Here is a 1,659-nt window from a genome sequence, read left to right as displayed (position 1 = left end):
GCCCCTGTCATTCCGACGTCCGGCTCGTTCAAGGGCGCGATCATCCGCCCGACGATTTCATCGCTGATCGTTTGTACATCGTCGTTAAGAAAGAGCAGCACGTCGCCCCGAGCCGCGAGGAATCCTTCATTGCACTTGCGGCTGAAGTTGAACGGCCCGGTGAAAGGGGCGAGGGTCAGCTTGTCGCCGGCAACGTCAGCAAGTTCCTGAAGGACGGCTTCCGGAGTATTGGCGTCGTAGACCACCACGATCTCCAGATCACGATGTGTGGAGCCGGCCAACAGCGAACGCACGGCCTCCACGACGAATACTCGATGTTGCCCCCATACTTCTCCCGCCGTTCCGCGGGTCGGGATGATCACACTCACCGATCTGTCAAGATCCAGCTCCCGCTGAATACGGTAAGTCCCGGGAACTGGACCCCTGATAGCGCTTCCGGCTATACCAACGCGGGCCAGATGGGCGTTGACGGCACGCACACCGGCGTCCCAGGCGTAGGGCTTGTTGTCCGTGACTTCAGCCGTGGACCCTGCAATGACTCGCCAGTGGTAAAGAACTCGGGGAATGTGCACGATTCGACGCGCTTGCTCCGTGACGCGGAGAACCAGATCATGGTCCTGGGAGCCTTCGAATTCAGACCGAAACCCACCCACGTCTCGCACAATCTGCGCGCGCAGGACAGAAAGATGCCCCGTGTACATTTGCCCGCGCAACCGTTCTGGTGACCAGTCCGGCTTATTGAACTGGTCGAAATAGTGACCCTTGGCGTCGAGCTTGTCCTCATCGGAGTAGACGTAGTCAACCTGTGCATCCTTCTGGATTACGTCCGCAAACTCCTTCAGAGCGCTGGGCACCAAGAGGTCATCGTGGTCCAGGAGAGCAAAGAAATCGCCGTGCGCCGCCGCGATCGCATCGTTAGACGCCGAAACGATCCCTCCGTTGGACTGCCGCATGACGACCCGGATTCGCGGGTCGGATTCGGCGGCGAGCTGCAGGATCGAACGCACGGCAGGATTCGGAGAGCAATCGTCAACGAGAACGAGTTCCCAATCCGTGAACGTTTGAGAAACGACGCACTCGATGGTCTGCCGCAAGACCGCCGGTGGAGTGTCATAGACCGGCGTGAGTATCGAGAAGAGGGGAGATCGCATGGCACTCATTTTCTGACGAGTCGGCGGGCACTCTTCAGCACACGTCTGGAAACCACAAGCGGCATCATGGCCAGTCGCCCCACCCGCCAGGTCGTCGAACGGCGTGTCAAGGCGAGGTCGTGCGCACTGCTCGCGCGCGCATGCTTCAGGTCGATCTTCGCCTGCATCAACTCGGCGCGAAGGCCCAGCTCCATGTCTCGCCCGATCAGCTGACTGTGTGTAAGGTCACGCACCGTCGCAATGAGCCTGTCCCTGTCCTTGCGGAGTTGGATGCACTGCGCATTGTCGCAGTCCTGCCGTCCAGTTTCATCGGCATTCATCTTGTCAACCTCGTCGCTTGTCATTACATCAGTGAAAAATCAGAACCCCGTGTAAACCGGTTTCCGCAGTTATTCGTTCGCTGCTTGATTGCGGTCTTTGCGGGCCCGCACACGCTCGATAACGGCGCTCGGCCCTCCTTGCTGGAAGTAATACGCCGCTCTTTCAAAATCCCGGCGTAATCCCGTAC

The 1,659-nt window shown here is 59.2% G+C and carries 2 protein-coding genes; both read right to left on the bottom strand.

Translation table 11 applies throughout. From position 1 onward, the window contains the following. Positions 1-1,151, bottom strand: a 1,151-nt coding sequence (locus tag JF66_RS17260) for a glycosyltransferase (protein ID WP_035879949.1), incomplete at its 3' end; no start/stop codon positions are given. A gap of 5 nt (positions 1,152-1,156) precedes the next feature. Beyond that, on the bottom strand, positions 1,157-1,495 hold the full coding sequence (locus JF66_RS17255; protein WP_035879948.1) for a hypothetical protein: 339 nt from the start codon (positions 1,493-1,495) through the stop codon (positions 1,157-1,159). Positions 1,496-1,659: the final 164 nt, after the last annotated feature.

This window comes from Cryobacterium sp. MLB-32, assembly GCF_000738085.1.
GTDB lineage: Bacteria > Actinomycetota > Actinomycetes > Actinomycetales > Microbacteriaceae > Cryobacterium.
Note: the sequence above shows the minus strand (reverse complement) of the source record. Positions and strands in the feature narration are given on the sequence as shown.

Excerpts from the sequence above, each read along its gene's own strand:
- JF66_RS17255 (WP_035879948.1), bottom strand. The coding sequence starts at position 1,495 with ATGACAAGCGACGAGGTTGACAAGATGAATGCCGATGAAACTGGACGG.